Raw genomic sequence first — 17,386 nt, 5'->3', positions numbered from 1 at the left:
TGAGGGATTCGCGACATGGAATATTTCGAGAAGACGCTGCACGACGAAGTGATTGCCGAGGGCGGGACCGACCTGGCCAGGCGCATGGGCGTGAACCGTACCCGCCTACTGGACTGCGCCAACCCGAACCGCGAAGAGCACCGCATGAACATGCAGATGTTCGGGCAGATCCTGGCTCACCTCAGTGCAGATGCCCGCAAGCGCGTTCTGTCTGCCCTGGTAGGCGAGTACGGCTATGACGTCGTATGCCGCGAGGCTCCCCCGGCGCAGAACCTCCAGGCCGCCGTCCTCCATATGCACGCAGAGATTGCCGACGTGACCAAGGCAGTCACCGACGCCCTGGCTGACGGCCACGTTTGCCAGATCGAAAAGCAGCAGATCAAGCGCCACATCGGCGAAGCCTCGGCAGCCCTCGAAGTGCTGCGCGAGTCGGTAAAGGTCGCCTGAATTTCAGGCACAAAAAAGCCGACGGGCTAGGTCGGCTGATTCGTTGTAACGCACGAGGTAAATGTAATGGCAAGAGCGAGAAACATCAAGCCGGCTCTGTTCAAGAACGAAATTCTTGGCGTTGCCGATCCGTTGTTCACCCTTCTGTTTGAAGGGCTGTGGTTGTTGGCTGATCGGGAGGGGCGTCTCGAAGATCGTCCAATGCGAATCAAGGCTGAAGTGTTCCCTTACCGGGAGGGCCTCAACGTAGACCAGATGCTCAACTGGTTGCAGCAGTCAGGGTTTATCCAGCGCTACGAGGTGTCTGGTTCTCGGTTCATCCAGATCAACAGTTTCACCAAGCACCAGAACCCTCACAAGAATGAGCCGCCATCTGAAATCCCTTGCGTATCAGATGGTTGCAGCACTTCCGATAAAATCGGTACTGCAACGGATGTTTCCGGGAGCGCTCCGGCTGATTCCCTTAACCTGATTCCTGATTCCCTTAACCTGATCCCCTCACCTCCGTCGCGTGCTCCGGAGCCGGTCGAGGGCGAGATTGTGTTGGAGGCCCACGACCCGAAGCCAGACCTGTTCAGCCAGTTCTGGGCTGAGTACCCCAACAAGACCTGCAAAGCCAAGGCTAAGGCAAAGTGGGAAAAGCTCAAGGTCGATCAAGCTCTGTTTGACCAGATCATGGCGGGGCTTCGCCTGCAAAGAACTAGTGCCGCTTGGGCCAAAGACAACGGCCAGTACATCCCTCATCCGACTACCTGGCTGAATGGCGAACGCTGGAACGACGAGGTGCGCAGCAACGTGCATCAGTTCCCTAGTCGGCATCACGGATTCGAAGAGCGCGACTACACCGCCGGGCTGATCGCTCGGGAGGATGGCACCTATGGCTTCTAGTGCCCTGAATCTCGACGTGTGTGATCTGGAGCGCCGCTTCGGCATCGTCAGCAAGCATCCGGCCAAGTGCGACCTGCACGGCGAGTACGCCGCCATTGTCAGCAAGGGCCGCAATGAGCCCAGCGGCTGCCCTGTATGCGCTGAAGAGGAGCGCAAGGCCCGTGAGCAGCAAGAGTGGCGCGCACAGCAGGAACGATTTGCCCGTGAGCGTATCGAGCGCCGCTTTGGTGAGGCCCTGATCCCTGAGCGCTTCCTCGGCAAGACCTTCGAAGGCTACCGCGCAGAGACTGCGAGCCAGAAGAAGAACCTGAGCGCCTGCATCGACTACGCCAAGCAGTTCGATCAGAACTACAAGGCCGGCCGCTGCCTGCTGCTGCTGGGTACTCCTGGCACTGGCAAGACCCACCTCGCTACAGCGATTGCCGGCCACATCATCGCCAACTGCGGTTCGATTGCCGTGTACCGCACGGTGACGTCGATCCTGCACTACATCAAGGGCAGCTTCGACAACCGCTCTGACTACACCGAGGCGCAGGCCTTCGCTGCCCTGGTTGATCCGCACCTGTTGGTGATCGACGAGGTAGGCGCAACCAAGCCGACCGAGTTTGAGCTGGCAACCATGTTCACGGTCATCAATGGCCGGTACGAGAAGCTGAAGCCGACCCTGGTCGTTTCGAACCTGATGCCGAACGAACTCCCCGACGTCTTGGGTGCTCGCTGCGTAGATCGCCTGCGCGAGAACGGCGGCATTGCGCTGGTTTTCAACTGGGAATCCGAGCGGGGTAAGAAGCCATGACCATCAAATCCTGTTGGCTCGTGATCCTGCCCTGGAAAGCCTTCTACATGGTCGGCGAGCCCTGCACTCAGGCCGAAGCGCTGACCTACGCACGTGGCATCTGGCACCACGCGGAGGTGGAGTGATGAAGCCCTCTGCTGAGTTTCTGGAAGCCCTGCAAGTTGGCGACCGAGTGCTGATTCACCACGGGCAGCGCATGACCTCGCGCGCCCGAATCACCTTCAAGAGCGAGCGCACCATCATCGCCAAGTTCGGCAAAGAGACGCGCCGCTTCAACGCCCATGACGGCGGAACCATGTACGCGCCCAGCTCTAGCAAGTGCTGGCTCGGGCCGGTTGAGGAATGACCATGAACACCGACCAACTTCTCGAAATGGAACTGGACCTTCAGGAACGCGAGCGCCAGGACCGAATCAGCCGCATGCAACGCCACGGAGCCAGCCGCACCCACTGCGCGGAGTGTGGGGAGGAAATCCCGCAGGCCCGTCAGCGAGCGATTCGCGGGGTGACTCTGTGTGTGGACTGCCAGGAACTGAGCGAACTGATGGGGGTGCGTCATGGCTGAGGTGAACAAGGATCTGTTGCGCAATCTGGCCCTGGAGTGGATTGCGGCAAGTGAAAAAGTTGACACCACCGACGATGACGATGATTTCCTCGAATTCAATGCGGTTGACGAGGTTTGGCAGGTCGAGGCCAGTGGCGACACGGTGTTGGCCCTCCTCGACGAAAACGCCGCCCAGGCCGCTCGCATCGCCGAGCTTGAGCGTGACAAGGTGCGCCTGGAGTCAGAGGCCATGTACGGAGCCGCTTCATACAGGGAGGCGCTTGAAGAAATTCAGCGCCTGAAAAGTCAGCTCAACACAGAGCGCGGCTTGCACATGGTGGAGTGCAACAAGGCTGTGCGCCTACACAACGAGCTAGAGGCCTGCCGGAAGGATGCCGGGTACTGGCGCTATTTCCGTGATCGCATGGCAGAGCCTGGTGATGACGTCCATTTGGTCTTCGTCGAATGGTGTTGGGCTGAAGCCTCGATTGAGGACGTAGAGGCCGCCATCGACGCAGCCATGCAGGAGGGCGGGGTATGACCGACAAATTCAACCCTGAGCCGACTGTGTTGATCCAAGTCTTCCAACAGCAGGGAGAAGACCCTTTCATCTGCGCAGTGAACGGCCATATCTCTCTTCATGCGCTTCTAGAAATCGAAGCCCAGATGCTGGAGAACCCCGAGGACAAAGAGGGCCTGTTTACCTACGAAGCCAATTACTACGAAGGCGAATACGGCCCGGTTGGCGAGTGCTACCACGCCCCCGGTTGGGAGTTGTCCTTGGTTGAGTATCAGGAGATCGGCCATGACTGACCTCTACCTCAACACCGAGAAAGACCGCCAGCGCCTCCTGGGCTTCATCGCCGGCCTTGACCTGAGCAAGCCGCGCAAGGTGGCTATCTGCGAAGTGCGCAGCCGCCGTAGCGAGGCCCAGAACAAGCTGCTTTGGCTTTGGAACGGGGAGATCCAGCGGCACCTGCGGGAAGCCTTTGGGCAGATCTGCACCTCTGAGGAAATCCACGAGGTGCTGGTCTCCAAGCTGTGGCCTGCTGAGCTGCGCCGCTTGGAACTGCCGGACGGCACCTGCTACCGCGTAGGCCGGGCCAAGACCCGCAAGTTCAACGTGGCGCAGATGACAACCTACCTCGAACTGCTCGACGCCTACTGCGCTGAATCGCTGGGCCTCCTGCTGCCCCATCCCGAGGACCTGATGATGAGCATCTACGGACAGCGGAGGGCGGCGGCATGAGCAACTTCAAGGTTGGGGATTTGGCTCTCATCGTCGGATCCAACTGCTCAGAAGGCCCAAACATAGGAAGAGTTGTTGAGTTAATTGAATATCTGATGCCTGGCCAGGAGTTTTCTGGTCCTGATGGGGCTTCTTACGAGAACGGGGCCGACACAGCATGCTGGTTAGTTTTTGGTGACGGACTTCTTGCGCGAAACCTGAACGATCAATGGGTTGCAGCCGGAGGAATGGCGCTCGCGGAGGAGCGTCACCTGCTACCACTTCGCGGCGACTTCCAGCCTGAGCAGGAGAAGGCAAAGGAGGTGGAGGCATGATCGATAAAGTAGCGCTTTGGGTCGGCTATGTGGCGATTGGGCTCATTGCTGTCATCGCAGTGCTAGCGAGCATCGAAATTCGCCTTGGCCGCCCGGCATACATGGTCTTGGTTCTGGGTTTCGGGCCAGTTTGGTTCGACGCTAACAAGCACCTGAAGCTTTATCAGAATATGACTATCGCCGGCTACCGCCTGGCTCGCTGTGGTCGCTGGGCTGTCGGATTTTCGGTCCCTAAGTGGGCACGGAGGCTGGCATGAGCAAGCCCAAGAAGTGCCGCAACTGCCGCAGCGAGTTTACGCCGTCTCGCCCGTTTCAGAACTGGTGCTCCCCCGATTGCGGCGTGGCCCTGGCCAAGAAAAAGCAGGCTCAGGAGCGCAAGAGTTTGGAGCAGATCGGGCGCCGGGAAATCAAGGCCAAGAAGGAGGCCCTGAAAGGGGTCTCCCACTACCTCAAGGTACTGCAGGCCGAGGTCAACCAGTACGTGCGCCTGCGCGACAAGGACGAGCCGTGCATTAGCTGTGGCCGTCACCACGAAGGCCAGTACCACGCCGGGCACTACCGCACGGTCAAGGCCTGTTCAGCCCTCCGGTTCAACCTCCTGAACATCCACAAGCAGTGCTCCGCATGTAACACCCACCTGTCCGGGAACATCGTGGAGTACCGCATCAACCTCGTGAAGAAGATCGGCGCCGAGCAGGTCGAGTGGCTGGAAGGCCCCCAGCCCGCAGTCCGCTACGAACTCGACTGGCTGAAAGAGCAGATCGCCCACTACCGCGCCCTCGTGCGCCAGATGAAGAAGGATGCAGCATGAACTTTCGCATTGATTGGATCGACGGGGCGCCGGAGAAGCTGGAGCCGGGGATGGTTTTGAAATCCGCTGACGGCGACCTTCGGCTGGTTGGCAATATTTCCACAAAGACGTCAGCGCACCCATGCGCAATGTTGGATTGGGATCTTCGTGCGGTATGCGCTTGGGGATGGCTAGTCCAGCCTCACGAACTCGAATGGATCGCCGACATGGCCCAGCGCCACGGGAAGGGGAGGCCGCAGGAATGAGCGAAGTATCCATCCGAGACCTTGAAGTGCATGAAGCCATACAGGAAATGGTTGATTGCGGAATATCCCGGGATGACGCTCGCCGTCGCATGAGGGATGCCGTGAAAGCATTTAATTGCAGTCATGACTGGATTCCAGAAGGGCCATACGGCCAAGTCTGCCGGAAGTGCAAAAGTCTTCAGGCTGATGACTTAGTGGCCTATTTCAATTGGCTAGTGGAGGGCAAGTGATGAGCACCGTATCCAAGTTCCCCGAGCGTAGCGACAAATACGACCGCCTCGTCACCGTAGCGGAAGACCTGGGCGAGCAAATCCACATGGCTGTGGAGAAGGCGTTAGCCGATGGGCTTAACCCGATCTGGGTAGTTGGCGTCCTGGACTCTGCGAAGTTTGAGGTCCAGCTCGGCCCGGTAGGCATGGAAGGAGAGCCGGCATGAAGTGGGCGCCACATACGTTCTCGGCAGGCATGGAGGCCCGCCGTTCAAAGAACGCCATCGAGTCGGAAGAGGGCTACGTCATCACCCGGTACACAACCGAAAGCGGCGACGTGTTCATAGCCCGAGCGCCGGACAAGCAAATCCTCCATTCCGGATTCGATGCCGAGCAGGCCAAGGCCGCCTGTGAGGATCATCTCCAAGACCAGCAGGTGGCGGCATGAAGCTGCTCGTGTGCGGTGGCCGCGACTATGCGGACCGCCGCTATCTCTACGCGGTTCTGGATGCCGTCCACGAGAAGTGCGGCATCCGAATCGTGATCCACGGCAACGCTCCAGGGGCTGACACGCTGGCTGGCGAGTGGGCTGCAGAGCGCGGCATTCACGCCGCCGTGGTCCAGGCGCTGTGGGACGTTCACGGTAAGGCCGCTGGCCCGCGTCGAAACGAGGCAATGCTACTGCTAGCCCCTGATGGGGTCCTGGCATTCCCCGGCGGTCGCGGTACTGATGGCATGGTCGCACTGGCTGAATCAGCCGGAATCACGGTCATGGACCAACGCGGCAGAGGTTGAGAGGCACGGCGAGAGCGCGCGACAGGAAAACACCAAAAACAGCGCATCGACGGAGCATCACATGCAAGCACACGAATTCCTTGGGCGGGCCCAGGCCCTGATGATTGAACGCGGGCGCGAGTACGACAAGCCCGAAGGTGAGCGCTCCATGGAAAGGGCTGTACGCGCCTTTGGGGTTATCACCGGCAAAGAACTGACCGAGGCTGAAGGTTGGCTGTTCATGCAGATTCTGAAAGACGTCCGGCAGTGGCAGAACCCCCGCTATCACGCCGACAGTGCGGAGGATTGCATAGCCTATGCCGCGCTCAAGGCCGAGGCCTTGGCCGCCGCTCCGGCGCCGCATGACTCACTGGCCGACCGAATCAGCAAGCAGGAGGCCGCCCAATGAAGCGCAAGGCTACCGATGAAGAGATCAAGGCCGCGCTCCAGGGGCGCACCGTAGAGGCAGCCGCCGCACACCTTGGGATGCACGCACGCACCCTGGCCACGCACAAGGCAAGGCTTGCCCGGTCCGGATGGAGCCCGGAGCACGACATGACTCACACCGTGCCGGATGGCTACAAGGTGAAGGGCGTGAGCACCTACTACGACCAAGAAGGGAAGCCGCGCGGGCAGTGGGTGAAGTCCAGTATCGATGAGGATCGTCAGCGCCAGCTTTTCGAGGCTTCGTGTAAGGCCGCAGTGAAGGACCTCCCGGTCGTCGTGCCGCGTAAAGCCAAGGGCTTGCACCTGTCCAACATCATGACCGTGTACCCAATCGGCGACCCCCATTTTGGCGAGTACATATGGGGCGACGAGTGCGGCCAGGACTGGGATCTTTCGATTGCTGAGCGCGTCCATTGCGGGGCTATGGCTGCGCTTGTGGAGTCTGCGCCGGCTACCGAAACGGCTCTTATCGTCAACCTGGGCGACGCCGCGCACTACGACTCAATGATCGCGGTTACTCCTCGCTCCGGCCACCATCTCGATGCGGATAGCCGGTACGCCAAGATGGTAGACGTCCTGATCGTCGCCATGCGCCAGGTCGTGGAAAGCGCACTGCAAAAGCACAAATACGTCCATGTTGTGCATGTAATCGGAAACCACGATGAAACAGGCGCAGTTTGGCTCAGCCGGCTCTTTGCTCATCTTTACAGCAAGGAGCCGCGCGTAACTGTTGAAACAACTCCGAGTGTCTTCAGTTACTACCGCTGGGGCAAAAACCTTATAGGCATGCATCACGGCCATACCGCAAAAGCAGATCGACTTCCGGCAATTATGGCGACCGACAAAGCCAGTGACTGGGGCGAAACAAAACATCGTTACTGGTATACTGGCCATATCCATCATGAGAGTAAAAAAGAGTTTCCGGGCTGTGTTGTCGAGTCATTTAACACGCTGGCCCCGACTGACAGTTACGCTCATGCTGGCGGGTGGAGATCAAGACAAAACATGAAGTGCATTGTGCTCCACAAAGAGCACGGGGAAGTTGCACGACACACCGTCAATCCGGATATGTTGAAGGGTGAGGCCGCATGAAACTAAACAGCGCTCGCGAAGCATGGTTTAGCGCCTATTACTCGCCATGGGATAGCGTAATGTCCCATGCGCTGGAAATCGCGCGGCTGGAGTGCGCGGTGCAGAAAACCGAGCGCGGCGTCACAGCCGGCAGGGCAGCCCACCAGGCTCTAGCCGGCCAGGTGCAGCGGGCGATTGACACTCTGCCTGGCTATCTCCGGTCATTCGGCCACCACATGTACAACCCACTGGCGGATGACGATCAACAGGACGACGCGCAAGAAGCCGTGTTTGTACTGGGGGTGAAAGAGATCGGCCCGATTCGCGCGAAGAAATACGAACTAGCGCAGCATGTAGCGAACGGCGTTCTTTACCGTTACCGCCGCATGCACCAAGGCGGGCAAAGTGCCGGCAATGACCCGGCGCCAACTTCTGAGTCCTTCCGAAAGTTCCTCTTTGACGAGTACGGCGCAGAGATTCGTTCGGAGAACTGGGGACGTGACTGGGAGCCACTCGTTAACGCTTTCTTCAATGCCTGCAACGAACTTGACCGGCAGTGCCTTATTCCAGTCGCCAATATTCTGTACGAAATGAAAAGTGCAGCCTGATAGTTGACAAAATGTTCGGCTGAGTTAGTATGTTTTCTATCTTGAGGCTCTGCGCTTTGGGATATTGTGGTGAATGCGAAGGCTGATTCGCCAGCGAGTCGGGAGATGTAGGGGCGGAACTCCCCTGCTAAGTCTGACTAGTGGATTGACTGATAATCCGACCGTGAAATTAGTATTCCGGAGATGCAGCACCGGCCACCACAAAGCAAGTATGCGAGAGATACCGTCAGGCCAAGTTAATCTTGGCAGCTCGAAAGAGTGGGTTCCTGACGCTCTGGACTTGCACAAGAACCCCGCGCCCTGCGGGGTTTTTCGTTTGGGCCTCTGTACGGTGCCAGAGCCCATCCTATTACGCACCGACAAACCCGGGACGACCGGGCTCGCCTAGGACACGCAGGCGTAAAAGTGAAGTGGGTGCCGGTGGAATCCCGGCCACGATTTCCTGTCGCGCGTTCCCCTCCGCGCCCTCTGCCCAGTCACTCCCTGGGCGTTTTATTCCGCTGCCATAGCTCAGCCGGTAGAGCAGCCGACTTGTAATCGGCAGGTCCTGGGTTCGAAGCCTAGTGGCAGCACCAATCCAACCAGCGGCCAGCAGGCCAGGAACGGAGCCATGAAAATGGACCAGGACCCCAGCCTGTGGGCGGCGTTTATCGCGTGGGTGGCGAGTCACCATCCCCAGTTGTACGCCTTCGGGTTGTCAGTAGCGATTGCAGTAGTACGAGTCATCTACGGGAAGGGCGGTTGGCGTCAGATGTGCCTAGAGGGTGCTCTGTGCGGTCTGGCCACCCTGACCCTTGTCCCTCTCCTTGCCTACTTCGGACTGCCCGATTCCATGGCCACCTTCGCAGGCGGCGCAGTCGGCTTCATGGGCGTTGAGAAGCTGCGCGAGTACGCAGATCGGATCATCGGCAAGAAGGTTGACCAAGCATGAGTATCCCCTGGTATCTGAGCGAGAAAGAGGCAGCCGAATACGGCTTTACCCATCACGCCAGCTACTACGGCATCCCCTGCTGGTGGGGTGGCCCTGACGAATGCCCCATGGTCTGCGCCAAGTGGGCTCCACTTGAGTACGTCATGACCCTGTTCCACTCCATCGAAGGCCTGTGCCATTTCCTGATGGGGAATGAAGACCCGACATTCATGTTCAATGTCGGCAAAGCCATCGAGTGAGGTGACCATGACCCCCGAACAGTTCGCCTACTGGCTCCAGGGATACGCCGAGATTGGCGGTCCGACTCCAACCCCTGAGCAATGGCAGATCATCAAGGACCATTTGGCCTTGGTGTTCAACAAGGTTACGCCTAACCGTACAGCCGCCCCGCCACAGGTTCCTGGCACAACGTGGCCGCCTCTGGGAAGGCCGCCATACCAGATCGGCGATCCCATCGCTTACCAGCAAATGGTTACCTGCTGAGGTGCCCATGCTCGCCAAGGTCCTGACCCTAGCGTTCTTCCTGATCGGCTTCCTCTTCTGGCGCTGGTCGCACAAGGCTGATGATCGAATCGTTGCTTGGTGCCGCTTCATCGTCGGCTCGGGCTGCACTCTGATCGCCATTGGCAGCAGCATCCTGTTGATCTGGTACAGCTAGGGCGAGTGACGCCATGGCCACGCAGATAAGCCGCATCTACTCCGCAAAGCCGGTGAGCGAAGAGGCCGAGCAAGCCCTTGTCGCGTTCGATGAGGATCTGGCTGCAGCCATCCGCAAGGCCAAAGAGTCCGGAATCCTCCAAGGCTTCCTCGTCTCCATGCTCGCCGCCCGCTTCATCGAAGAAACCAACGCCCTTAACAGCATGACCGCCGATTAAGGCCATTCCTGGCCAATGGCGCAAAACACCCCATGCAATCCCCTGTGAGGTATTGAAATGGCTATCTGCGGAGCCAAAACCCGCAGCGGCCAACCCTGCCAAGCACAGGCAATGCCCAATGGTCGCTGCCGGATGCACGGTGGCAAGGCCGCTGAGACGCATAAGGGCAACCAGAACGCCCGCAAGCACGGGATTTACTCTGACGCCCTGGCTGAAGACGAGCACGACCTGTGGGACATGATCGACGTCGAGTCGCTCGACGACCAGATCAAGATTGCAGAGCTTCAGCTTCGCCGCGCACTGATCGCGCAGAGCAAGGCCCAGGCAGGAGATGGCCTAGACCTCGACTCTGTCACTGAGAACTCAGGATCGGGTGAAGAGGGTGGATACTCCAACACTTCGCAGCAGCGCCGTCGCCGACCCTATGAGGACATCATCAATCGCCTCCTTGGGCGCATCGGTGATCTGAAGGTCAAGCGCGCCGCAATGATCGCAGGAATGCCTCCGCCGCCTGATGGCGAGATCGTTCCGGTGTCTGAATACACCCTGAGCCCAGACGAAGATGTCCCAGCAAGCCCGGTTCTCTGAAGCGCCGGTCAAGCTGACGCCGAAGCAGGCCAACATCTACGTTTGGGGCTGGCAGGCCAGTGCCCGCTTCCGGGATGCAGTCTGCGGACGTCGGTTCGGCAAGACCTTCCTGGGCAAGGCTGAGATGCGCCGAGCTGCCAGGCTGGCTGTGCACTGGAACGTCAGCGTTGAGGACGAAATCTGGTACGCGGCGCCGACGCAGAAACAGGCGCGCCGGGTTTTCTGGCGGCGGCTGAAGCAGGCCATCCCTGAGTCGTGGCGAGCCTGCAAGCCGAACGAGACGGACATGCTGATCACTCTCAAGAGTGGTCACCTGATCCGGTGCGTTGGCCTGGAGAACTACGACGACCTGCGCGGGTCGGGCCTGTTCTTCGTGCTGGTGGACGAGTGGGCCGACTGCAAATATGCCGCGTGGGAGGAAGTCCTGCGCCCGATGCTCTCGACGTGTCAGTACACCATCCCAGGTGTCGGAACATTCAAGGGCGGCCATGCGCTGCGCATCGGCACGCCGAAGGGCTTCAACCACTGCTACGACACATATCGTGACGGGCAGGAAGGCGGAGAGCCTGACCACAAGAGCTGGCAATACTCGTCCCTGGCCGGCGGCAATGTCCCTGCTGAGGAACTGGATGCGGCACGCCGCACCATGGACCCCAGGACGTTCCGGCAGGAGTACGACGCCAGCTTCGAGAATTACTCAGGCGTCGTGTACTACACATTCGACCGCCGGGAGTGCTCGACCACTGAGCGAGTCCGCACCGGCGAGGCGCTGCACATCGGCATGGACTTCAACGTCATGAAGATGTCCGCCGTAGTGTTCGTGGTTCGTGACGGGCTTCCTCTGGCCGTTGATGAGTTCCACGACGTCCGCGACACGCCCGAGATGATCGAGAAAATTCAGGACAGGTTTCATGGCCACGGTATCGCGGTCTATCCCGACGCAAGCGGCCAGAACACCAGCAGCAAGAACGCCAGCGAGTCCGACCTGTCGCTGTTGCGCAAAGCCGGCTTTACGGTCGTTGTCGACTCACGCAACCCCAGCGTGAAAGACCGAGTCAGCTCGCTCAATGCCATGTTCCTCAACACCTACGGCGAGCGCCGGCTGAAGGTCAACATCGACCAATGCCCGAAGTTCACGCAGTGCCTGGAACGGCAGACCTACACCGACAAGGGCGAGCCGGACAAAGACCCGAAGAAGGGTCACGACCACATGAACGACGCTGCCGGCTACTTCATCGTCAAGCGCTACCCAATCAATCACCAAGTCGTCACCTCCCAGCCCCTCAGGATGTAACCCATGGCAAACGATCCCAGCACCGTATCCCACGCGGTCGAAGAGATGCGCGGAAGCTGGGAGCTGGTCGAGGCTCTGCTGGGCGGCACCTGCGAGATGCGGGAGGAGGGCGAGAAGTACCTTCCCCGGTTCCCCAAGGAAGACGCGAAGGACTACAAACGCAGGTTGCAGGCTTCGACCCTGCTGCCGGCCTACGCCGAGACGATCCAGAACAACACAGGGCGCGTGTTCGCTGAGCCGATCACCATCGGTGACGACGTGCCCGAAAGCATTGCCACCCTGATCGAGAACATCGACCAGCAGGGCAATAACCTGCAGGTGTGGGCGCGCAAGTTCTTCCACGATGGCCTGGCATACGGCCTGTCGTTCGCCCTGGTGGACTTCCCGCGCGCAGAGGGCATGCGCACCCAGGCAGATGAGATCCGCCTTGGCGTGCGTCCCTACGTGGTCACGATTGAGCCCGAGCAGGTGCTCGGCTGGAAGACAGTAGAGGCCAACGGCTCGGTCCAGCTCTCCCAGTTCCGCTACGAAGAGACCGTCGAAGAGCAGGACCCCGAAAACATCTTCGGCACGGTGTGCATCGAGCAGATCCGAGTCCTTGAGCCCGGCCTGTGGCAGGTATACCGCAAGGTCAAAGGCGACGACGGCAAAGAGAAGTGGGCACTCTACGACCAGGGCAAAACGACCCTCGACAAGATCCCGCTCGTGGTGTTCTACACCAAGCGCACAGGCTTCATGACCGCCACGCCGCCGCTGCTTGAGCTGGCCCACCTGAACGTGAAGCACTGGCAGTCGCAGTCCGATCAGGACAACGTGCTCCACATTGCCCGCGTGCCCATAATGGTGCGCATTGGCGCGGTGCAGGAGTACGGAACAGACGGGAAGCCTGTCCCGCTGGAATTCCAAGTAGGCGGCGCGTTGAACGACCTGCCGAAAGACGGAGACATGAAGTATGTCGAGCACTCGGGCAAGGCTATCGAAGCCGGTCGCCAATCGTTATTGGACCTTGAGGACCAAATGCGTATGGCCGGCGCAAAGTTGCTCCAGAAGGAGAAGCAGGCCACGAAGACCGCCGCTCAGGCCGAGGAAGAGGCAGCCCAGGAGCTGAGCCCGCTGCAGATGATGGCCGCATGTCTTGAGGACGCGATTGACCAGATCCTGCAGCTCATGGCCGAGTGGACCAAGGCAGGCGAGGGCGGTCACGTCGAGGTCAACGGTAATTTCTCCACCGACTACGCGCCCGAAACGACCCTGCCGCTGCTGAAGAGCATGACCGATTCCGGCTACCTGTCCGAAGAGACGCTTTTCCACGAAGTTCAGCGTCGAGGCGTTATCAGTGGCGATCTGACGTGGGAAGACGAGTCCGGTCGTATCAGTAGCCAGTCGCCCCGACTCGGCGCGCTCTAATGGCCACCGTCAACGAACTCCTGCAGGACGCCAGCGTTGACCACGCGATCAACCTGCAGCAGTACAGCCTGGGAGTAGTGCGGCGCATCATCGCACTGCTGAACCGGGTTGATGCGGACCTTTCCGCAGCCCTGGTCAATGCGCTGAGCCAGATGCCCGCCGAGTCATTCACGGTGGAGCGGCTTGAGTCGCTGCTGTCATCAGTGCGCGAGCTGAACGCGCAGGCGTATCAAGCGGTGAATGCCGAGCTGACTGCGGACCTGCAGCAACTCGCCGGCCAGGAATCGCAATGGCAGTCCGACCTGTTCGAGCGTGTCCTTCCCAGGCCCGTACAGGTGCGCTTCCCGATTGCCCGTGTCACCCCTGCGCAGGCCTACGCCGCAGCGATGGCAAGGCCATTCCAGGGGCGCCTGCTGCGTGATTGGGTCAGCACCGTGGAGTCTGGCCGCATGGCCGGGCTGCGCAACGCCATCCGCACCGGTTACGTCGAAGGCAAAACGGTCTCGCAGATCGTGAGCGAGATTCGCGGAACTCGGGCGAATGCATACGCGGACGGGTTTCTGCAGCGTCCTCGCCGCGAGCTGGAAACGGTCGTACGCACGGCAATCAGTCACACCGCATCGGTAGCGCGAGACCAGTTCGTGTCGGCAAACGAGGACATCGTGAAGGCCGTTCGGTGGGTTGCCACCCTGGACACGAAAACGTCGCCTCAGTGCCGTATCCGCGACCAGCTGCAGTACACGGCGCAGAGCCACAGGCCCATCGGCCACAAGGTGCCGTGGCTTCAGGGTCCTGGTCGGCTCCACTTCAACTGCCGCTCGACTGATTCGCCCGTCGCCAAATCGTGGCGCGAGCTGGGCATTCCCATCGACGAGATGACCGCCTCCGAGCGCGCATCCATGGATGGCCAGGTCCCCGGCGAGTTGAACTATGGCGAGTGGCTGCGTCGGCAGTCTGCTGGCCGTCAGGATCAGGTCCTGGGCGTCGAGCGCGCCCGGATGTTCCGCGAGGGCGCATCCCTGGAGAGCTTCTACAGCCCCACCGGCCAGTGGCTCACCATCGAGCAGATGCAGGCCAGAGACCGGGATGCAATAGCGAGGATTGCGGCGTAGGATTGGCGGATGACAGATCGCCGCTTCCACGTCATCGACGGAACTCCCGCCCCCGACACGCCAGCCGAGCAGGTGCGCAAGCGGGTCCGCGCGATGCCGAAGCCGGCGACCATGCCCCAGTGCCCTCGCTGCGGTGGTCGCGAGTACATCGAAACCAAGATCGGCGCCGGGCGGTCAGCCACTAAACAGCGCCTGTGCGTGCTGTGCCTGATGAAGGGTGAGAGGGTTATTTTGTAGTAATTCAGCACCAGCGTTTTGCATTGATTTATAAGGGAAAATTGCCTGAAACAACGATTTTCAGCACCAGCATAAAGCCCGCCACTGCGGGATTGATGGGAGAGGGCGGTGTAACGAATCAAGCGGATGACGGCAAAGCAAGGCATTGCTGATGCATGGTCTCCGCAAGATGAGGCAGGGTAGACGGGAAGGCGGCATGGGATGAGATCCTGCTGGGCTTCACCGAGACAAGATGGGCATAACCCCTGCTGATTAGTCGCAGTCCCTCAGCTGCGGCGATGTCCGACAAATTCAACCAAGCCCGCCACTGAGCGGGCTTTTTCTTTCCAGCCTCGGCAATGCCGGGGCTTTTTTATGCGCCAAAGGCGCCAACTGTCCCAAGGGGATTGCACATGTTCCGACTGAAACAACTGTTCATGCAGGAAGAAGGCGGCGACGCCGGGAATCAGGGTGGCGGCCAAGGGCCGGAAATCACCCCTGAAGTTCAGGCCCTGATTGAGGCCCAGGTAAGCGCAGCTGTAGGCGGCCTCAAGGCCAAGAATGGCGAGCTGCTTGGCAAGCTGAAGGAGCAGGGCGAACGCCTCAAATCGTTTGAGGGCATCGACCCCGATGCGGTTCGCGGCATCCTGACCAAGTTCGCCAACGACGAAGAAGCCGCGCTGATTGCGAAAGGCGACATCGACACTGTCATGAACAGGCGCGCAGAGCGCATGAAGGCCGGCTATGACCGCGACCTGCAGACCGCTCGTGAAGAGGCGCAGCGCGCCGCTACCCGCACCGAAAAGTTCGCCTCGCGCGTGCTCAAAGGTGAAGTGGTGGCCGCCGCAACCGAAGCCGGCGTGCATCGTTACGCCATTGAGGACGCCATGCTCGCCGCTTCGCGCGATTTTGAGCTGGACGATGAAGGCAATCCCATTGCTCGTGAGGGCAAATTTGGGAGAGACGGTAAGCCGCTGACGCTCAAGGAGTGGTTCGCGGACATGAAGGAAAACCGCCCCCACTGGTTCCCCTCTACCGGCAGCGGTAGCGGTGCGGGCCACGGTGCGGGCAATGGCAGGAAGACCATCAGCCAAGCCGAATTTGACGCGCTCTCTCCGAAAGACCGGGCCGCCAAAATGGCCGCTGGGTTCACTGTCACCGGCTAACTGAAACACCACACCTAAGGCCCGCCATCTGGCGGGTTTTTCATTTCTGCGAGGACCATCCAGATGGCAAACATTTTCACCGCCCTGCAACCGGTGCTGTACAGCGCTGCTCAGGAAGTTTCCAACGAACCATTTGGCGTCATCAGCGCCATCAACGCCAATTTCGACGACAAGCGCGTGGCTTTCGGCGACACCGTCAAGGTACCGGTGGCTCCGGTGCGCACCCCGACCGACTTCACCCCGGCCGCCACTCCGCCCCAAGGTGACGACGCAACCGCCTCGTCCGTTGACGTAGCGATCACCGCGTCCAAGAAGGTCAGCTGGTACATGACCGGCGAGCAACTGCGCAGCCTGGAGAACGGTGGCAACGATACCGAGTGGGTGCGCCAGCTGGTCGCCCAAGGCATGCGCGCCCTGCGCAACATGGCCGAAGCATCTGCCTGCCAGGCTATCAAGGTCGGCGCTTCTCGCGCAGTTGGCACCGCCGGTACCAACCCGTTCGCCTCGGACATCAACATCATCGCCGACGTGCGCAAGGTCCTGTTCGACAACGGCGCGCCGATGGCTGACCTGCAACTGTGCATCGACTCCAGCGCCGGTGTAGCAGCTCGCAAACTGGGCATCGTGCAGCAGGCCTACCAGGCCGGCTCCGAGGAAGAGCGCCGTTCCGGTGATCTGCTCCGCCAGTTCGGTTTCCAGATCCGCGAATCCGCAGGCATCACCACCCATACCAAGGGCACCGGTACCAGCTACGTTACCAGCGGCGCCACCGCTGCTGGCGTGCGCGATATCGCTCTGGTCACCGGTAGCGGCACAGTAGTATCCGGCGACGTGGTCACCTTCGCCGCCGACACCGCAAACAAGTACGTTGTCGGCACTGGTGTTACTGCTCCCGGCACCATCTCGCTGAACCGCCCTGGCGCGCGCGTCACCATCCCCACTGGCAACGCCCTGACTGTCGGCAACAACTACACCCCGAACCTGGCATTCGAGCGTTCGGCTGTGGTTGGCATCATGCGCCCGCCGGTCATGCCGTCCAACGCCACCATCCAGCAAACCCTGATCAGCGACCGCTTCGGCATGACTTATCTGCTCCTGCAAATCGAGCAGTACGGTCAAACCAGCTGGGAGCTGCACCTGGCCTACGGCTTCAAGGTTGTACAGAGCGAGCACGTCGCCCTGGTCCTGGGCTAATCAACCACGACGCAACCGGGGGCTTAGGCCCCCGTGTTGTTTAGGGAGGAAAAAATGGCAGGCCGACCCAAGGCAGAAAAGCCGCAACAGCAAGACGAAGATACCGCAGGCCTGATCAAGGTCGCGAAAGGCAGCGAAGAGCTGTACGTACATCCTAGCGCCCTGGCCGAACACAAGCGCCTGGGCTGGCAAGAGGCTTAA

The 17,386-nt window shown here is 60.2% G+C and carries 32 protein-coding genes and 1 tRNA gene; all 33 read left to right on the top strand.

What is annotated here, in order from left to right:
* Nucleotides 1-15: 15 nt before the first annotated feature.
* The 33 genes from RTK35_RS16110 (at nucleotide 16) to RTK35_RS15950 (ending at nucleotide 17,386) form a co-directional block, all read left to right on the top strand.
* Nucleotides 16-447 carry a phage regulatory CII family protein gene (locus tag RTK35_RS16110; protein ID WP_316908456.1) on the top strand — a complete coding sequence of 144 codons (432 nt, stop codon included), beginning with the start codon at nucleotides 16-18 and terminating at the stop codon, nucleotides 445-447.
* 66 nt (nucleotides 448-513) lie between these two features.
* Nucleotides 514-1,335: a phage replication protein gene (locus tag RTK35_RS16105; protein WP_316908455.1), complete on the top strand. Its 822-nt coding sequence runs from the start codon at nucleotides 514-516 to the stop codon at nucleotides 1,333-1,335.
* Nucleotides 1,325-2,131 (top strand): ATP-binding protein, encoded by an 807-nt coding sequence (locus tag RTK35_RS16100; protein WP_316908454.1) that lies wholly within the window; start codon nucleotides 1,325-1,327, stop codon nucleotides 2,129-2,131. Before RTK35_RS16105 ends, RTK35_RS16100 begins: the two co-directional genes overlap by 11 nt.
* Nucleotides 2,128-2,256, top strand: a complete 129-nt coding sequence (locus RTK35_RS16095; protein ID WP_316908453.1) for a hypothetical protein — start codon at nucleotides 2,128-2,130, stop codon at nucleotides 2,254-2,256. The genes RTK35_RS16100 and RTK35_RS16095 overlap by 4 nt, the downstream gene beginning before the upstream one ends.
* On the top strand, nucleotides 2,256-2,477 hold the full coding sequence (locus tag RTK35_RS16090; protein WP_316908452.1) for a hypothetical protein: 222 nt from the start codon (nucleotides 2,256-2,258) through the stop codon (nucleotides 2,475-2,477). The genes RTK35_RS16095 and RTK35_RS16090 overlap by 1 nt, the downstream gene beginning before the upstream one ends.
* Before the next feature lie 2 nt (nucleotides 2,478-2,479).
* Nucleotides 2,480-2,695: a TraR/DksA C4-type zinc finger protein gene (locus RTK35_RS16085; protein WP_316908451.1), complete on the top strand. Its 216-nt coding sequence runs from the start codon at nucleotides 2,480-2,482 to the stop codon at nucleotides 2,693-2,695.
* Nucleotides 2,688-3,215, top strand: a complete 528-nt coding sequence (locus tag RTK35_RS16080; RefSeq protein WP_316908450.1) for a hypothetical protein — start codon at nucleotides 2,688-2,690, stop codon at nucleotides 3,213-3,215. The genes RTK35_RS16085 and RTK35_RS16080 overlap by 8 nt, the downstream gene beginning before the upstream one ends.
* The gene (locus RTK35_RS16075; RefSeq protein WP_316908449.1) at nucleotides 3,212-3,487 is read left to right on the top strand and encodes a hypothetical protein; all 276 of its coding nucleotides are present in this window, start codon (nucleotides 3,212-3,214) and stop codon (nucleotides 3,485-3,487) included. The genes RTK35_RS16080 and RTK35_RS16075 overlap by 4 nt, the downstream gene beginning before the upstream one ends.
* The gene (locus RTK35_RS16070) at nucleotides 3,480-3,923 is read left to right on the top strand and encodes a recombination protein NinB (RefSeq protein ID WP_316908448.1); all 444 of its coding nucleotides are present in this window, start codon (nucleotides 3,480-3,482) and stop codon (nucleotides 3,921-3,923) included. Before RTK35_RS16075 ends, RTK35_RS16070 begins: the two co-directional genes overlap by 8 nt.
* Nucleotides 3,920-4,237 carry a hypothetical protein gene (locus tag RTK35_RS16065; protein WP_316908447.1) on the top strand — a complete coding sequence of 106 codons (318 nt, stop codon included), beginning with the start codon at nucleotides 3,920-3,922 and terminating at the stop codon, nucleotides 4,235-4,237. The genes RTK35_RS16070 and RTK35_RS16065 overlap by 4 nt, the downstream gene beginning before the upstream one ends.
* Nucleotides 4,234-4,494, top strand: a complete 261-nt coding sequence (locus tag RTK35_RS16060) for a hypothetical protein (RefSeq protein ID WP_316908446.1) — start codon at nucleotides 4,234-4,236, stop codon at nucleotides 4,492-4,494. Before RTK35_RS16065 ends, RTK35_RS16060 begins: the two co-directional genes overlap by 4 nt.
* On the top strand, nucleotides 4,491-5,048 hold the full coding sequence (locus tag RTK35_RS16055) for a recombination protein NinG (protein ID WP_316908445.1): 558 nt from the start codon (nucleotides 4,491-4,493) through the stop codon (nucleotides 5,046-5,048). Before RTK35_RS16060 ends, RTK35_RS16055 begins: the two co-directional genes overlap by 4 nt.
* The gene (locus RTK35_RS16050; protein ID WP_316908444.1) at nucleotides 5,045-5,293 is read left to right on the top strand and encodes a hypothetical protein; all 249 of its coding nucleotides are present in this window, start codon (nucleotides 5,045-5,047) and stop codon (nucleotides 5,291-5,293) included. Before RTK35_RS16055 ends, RTK35_RS16050 begins: the two co-directional genes overlap by 4 nt.
* The gene (locus RTK35_RS16045; RefSeq protein WP_316908443.1) at nucleotides 5,290-5,523 is read left to right on the top strand and encodes a hypothetical protein; all 234 of its coding nucleotides are present in this window, start codon (nucleotides 5,290-5,292) and stop codon (nucleotides 5,521-5,523) included. The genes RTK35_RS16050 and RTK35_RS16045 overlap by 4 nt, the downstream gene beginning before the upstream one ends.
* On the top strand, nucleotides 5,523-5,729 hold the full coding sequence (locus RTK35_RS16040; RefSeq protein WP_316908442.1) for a hypothetical protein: 207 nt from the start codon (nucleotides 5,523-5,525) through the stop codon (nucleotides 5,727-5,729). The genes RTK35_RS16045 and RTK35_RS16040 overlap by 1 nt, the downstream gene beginning before the upstream one ends.
* Nucleotides 5,726-5,950: a hypothetical protein gene (locus RTK35_RS16035; RefSeq protein ID WP_316908441.1), complete on the top strand. Its 225-nt coding sequence runs from the start codon at nucleotides 5,726-5,728 to the stop codon at nucleotides 5,948-5,950. Before RTK35_RS16040 ends, RTK35_RS16035 begins: the two co-directional genes overlap by 4 nt.
* Nucleotides 5,947-6,297 carry a DUF2493 domain-containing protein gene (locus RTK35_RS16030; RefSeq protein ID WP_316908440.1) on the top strand — a complete coding sequence of 117 codons (351 nt, stop codon included), beginning with the start codon at nucleotides 5,947-5,949 and terminating at the stop codon, nucleotides 6,295-6,297. Before RTK35_RS16035 ends, RTK35_RS16030 begins: the two co-directional genes overlap by 4 nt.
* Nucleotides 6,298-6,358: 61 nt before the next feature.
* Nucleotides 6,359-6,685, top strand: a complete 327-nt coding sequence (locus RTK35_RS16025) for a DUF6378 domain-containing protein (protein ID WP_316908439.1) — start codon at nucleotides 6,359-6,361, stop codon at nucleotides 6,683-6,685.
* Nucleotides 6,682-7,815 carry an oxidoreductase gene (locus RTK35_RS16020; protein ID WP_316908438.1) on the top strand — a complete coding sequence of 378 codons (1,134 nt, stop codon included), beginning with the start codon at nucleotides 6,682-6,684 and terminating at the stop codon, nucleotides 7,813-7,815. Before RTK35_RS16025 ends, RTK35_RS16020 begins: the two co-directional genes overlap by 4 nt.
* The gene (locus RTK35_RS16015; RefSeq protein ID WP_316908437.1) at nucleotides 7,812-8,402 is read left to right on the top strand and encodes a hypothetical protein; all 591 of its coding nucleotides are present in this window, start codon (nucleotides 7,812-7,814) and stop codon (nucleotides 8,400-8,402) included. Before RTK35_RS16020 ends, RTK35_RS16015 begins: the two co-directional genes overlap by 4 nt.
* 499 nt (nucleotides 8,403-8,901) lie before the next feature.
* A tRNA-Thr gene (locus RTK35_RS16010) sits at nucleotides 8,902-8,977 on the top strand.
* A 35-nt stretch (nucleotides 8,978-9,012) separates the two neighbouring features.
* Nucleotides 9,013-9,333 (top strand): phage holin, lambda family, encoded by a 321-nt coding sequence (locus RTK35_RS16005; RefSeq protein ID WP_279801663.1) that lies wholly within the window; start codon nucleotides 9,013-9,015, stop codon nucleotides 9,331-9,333.
* Nucleotides 9,330-9,572 carry a hypothetical protein gene (locus RTK35_RS16000; RefSeq protein ID WP_316908436.1) on the top strand — a complete coding sequence of 81 codons (243 nt, stop codon included), beginning with the start codon at nucleotides 9,330-9,332 and terminating at the stop codon, nucleotides 9,570-9,572. Before RTK35_RS16005 ends, RTK35_RS16000 begins: the two co-directional genes overlap by 4 nt.
* Nucleotides 9,573-9,823: 251 nt before the next feature.
* Nucleotides 9,824-9,991 carry a hypothetical protein gene (locus RTK35_RS15995; protein WP_316908435.1) on the top strand — a complete coding sequence of 56 codons (168 nt, stop codon included), beginning with the start codon at nucleotides 9,824-9,826 and terminating at the stop codon, nucleotides 9,989-9,991.
* 13 nt (nucleotides 9,992-10,004) lie between these two features.
* Nucleotides 10,005-10,208, top strand: coding sequence for a hypothetical protein (locus RTK35_RS15990; RefSeq protein WP_316908434.1), 204 nt, complete (start codon nucleotides 10,005-10,007; stop codon nucleotides 10,206-10,208).
* 57 nt (nucleotides 10,209-10,265) lie between these two features.
* Nucleotides 10,266-10,796, top strand: a complete 531-nt coding sequence (locus tag RTK35_RS15985; RefSeq protein WP_316908433.1) for an HGGxSTG domain-containing protein — start codon at nucleotides 10,266-10,268, stop codon at nucleotides 10,794-10,796.
* The gene (locus tag RTK35_RS15980) at nucleotides 10,771-12,090 is read left to right on the top strand and encodes a terminase (protein ID WP_316908432.1); all 1,320 of its coding nucleotides are present in this window, start codon (nucleotides 10,771-10,773) and stop codon (nucleotides 12,088-12,090) included. The genes RTK35_RS15985 and RTK35_RS15980 overlap by 26 nt, the downstream gene beginning before the upstream one ends.
* Nucleotides 12,091-12,093: 3 nt before the next feature.
* Nucleotides 12,094-13,497 (top strand): DUF4055 domain-containing protein, encoded by a 1,404-nt coding sequence (locus RTK35_RS15975; RefSeq protein WP_316908431.1) that lies wholly within the window; start codon nucleotides 12,094-12,096, stop codon nucleotides 13,495-13,497.
* Nucleotides 13,497-14,609, top strand: coding sequence for a phage minor head protein (locus RTK35_RS15970; protein WP_316908430.1), 1,113 nt, complete (start codon nucleotides 13,497-13,499; stop codon nucleotides 14,607-14,609). The genes RTK35_RS15975 and RTK35_RS15970 overlap by 1 nt, the downstream gene beginning before the upstream one ends.
* 9 nt (nucleotides 14,610-14,618) lie before the next feature.
* Nucleotides 14,619-14,846 (top strand): hypothetical protein, encoded by a 228-nt coding sequence (locus RTK35_RS15965; RefSeq protein ID WP_316908429.1) that lies wholly within the window; start codon nucleotides 14,619-14,621, stop codon nucleotides 14,844-14,846.
* Between the two features lie 392 nt (nucleotides 14,847-15,238).
* The gene (locus RTK35_RS15960) at nucleotides 15,239-15,991 is read left to right on the top strand and encodes a hypothetical protein (RefSeq protein WP_316908428.1); all 753 of its coding nucleotides are present in this window, start codon (nucleotides 15,239-15,241) and stop codon (nucleotides 15,989-15,991) included.
* A gap of 63 nt (nucleotides 15,992-16,054) precedes the next feature.
* Complete coding sequence (locus tag RTK35_RS15955; RefSeq protein WP_316908427.1) at nucleotides 16,055-17,185, top strand: P22 phage major capsid protein family protein; 1,131 nt, start codon at nucleotides 16,055-16,057, stop codon at nucleotides 17,183-17,185.
* 54 nt (nucleotides 17,186-17,239) lie between these two features.
* Nucleotides 17,240-17,386, top strand: coding sequence for a hypothetical protein (locus RTK35_RS15950; RefSeq protein WP_316908426.1), 147 nt, complete (start codon nucleotides 17,240-17,242; stop codon nucleotides 17,384-17,386).

It is taken from the genome of Pseudomonas sp. zfem003 (assembly GCF_032621675.1).
GTDB lineage: Bacteria > Pseudomonadota > Gammaproteobacteria > Pseudomonadales > Pseudomonadaceae > Metapseudomonas > Metapseudomonas otitidis.
Note: the sequence above shows the minus strand (reverse complement) of the source record. Positions and strands in the feature narration are given on the sequence as shown.